This window comes from Bartonella queenslandensis AUST/NH15 (assembly GCF_000312585.1).
Classification (GTDB): Bacteria; Pseudomonadota; Alphaproteobacteria; order Rhizobiales; family Rhizobiaceae; genus Bartonella; species Bartonella queenslandensis_A.
In genome coordinates, this window is sequence record NZ_HE998156.1 from 1 (window position 1) to 823 (window position 823).

Below are 823 nucleotides of genomic sequence, written 5' to 3' on the forward strand. Positions count from 1 at the left end.
AAGTAAACCGTAAACATAATAGAACAAATCATCTTTAGTGATCGTTTCATTAGGATAAGCGGCTTTAAAATGTGCTAGCCCCTCATCAGTAATAGCATCACGCCTTTGTAAACCAGCTGTTTTGTTTTCCTCTATAGAGTTTGTAAATAAATGGGATTGTTTCTTGTTTTTATCTTTTAAGATCTTAGCATCTTCGTAAATATAGCGTGGAAAGCATTGACCATTCTCTATCACCTTAAAATCAGGCACAGTCTTACTCATAAATACAGAAAAGTCTTTCATTGATCCTATGCCGGTAACGTGTATTACTTTATTTTCAACGGCTTGTCCCATAGGAAATATATGCGGCATTTGAAAAACTGATTCATTAAAGGTGCGATTATAATAGAGCCACTGTCGTGTAAAAGGGCGATAAAGGCTTTGAATAAGGCAATTATTCTCAAATTTGGAAAATTTATTTCTTACCAATTCTTGTTTGAGAGTAGTACTCCAACTGATCTTTGTAGCATTAATGTTAATGAAATTGTTTACAGTTTTATTACGTGTTTTACGGTCAGCATGAGGACAGATATCTTTAAAATTTTCTACTTCACGATTATAAAAAGTGATCATAGCACTCATATTTTGCATTAAAGCTTTGTGGCTCGCATTATATGTCCAAGCGTCACGACTCGTTACGATACCGCACGAAAAATTTTCAAATAGCTTTTTATCATTTCCTTTCTTATCACCTATGACTAAAAATGCTTTAAAACTGTCATCACGTTGATCAAGCCAATCACTATGCTTGTCTGGCATGATTATTTGCCAACCTTGTTTGCTC

At 34.3% G+C, this 823-nt stretch carries 1 protein-coding gene; it reads right to left on the reverse strand.

Features of this window, described 5'->3' with window-relative positions:
• The coding region (locus tag BN338_RS09715; RefSeq protein WP_039761821.1) for a type ISP restriction/modification enzyme at positions 1-823 on the reverse strand (823 nt) is incomplete at both ends.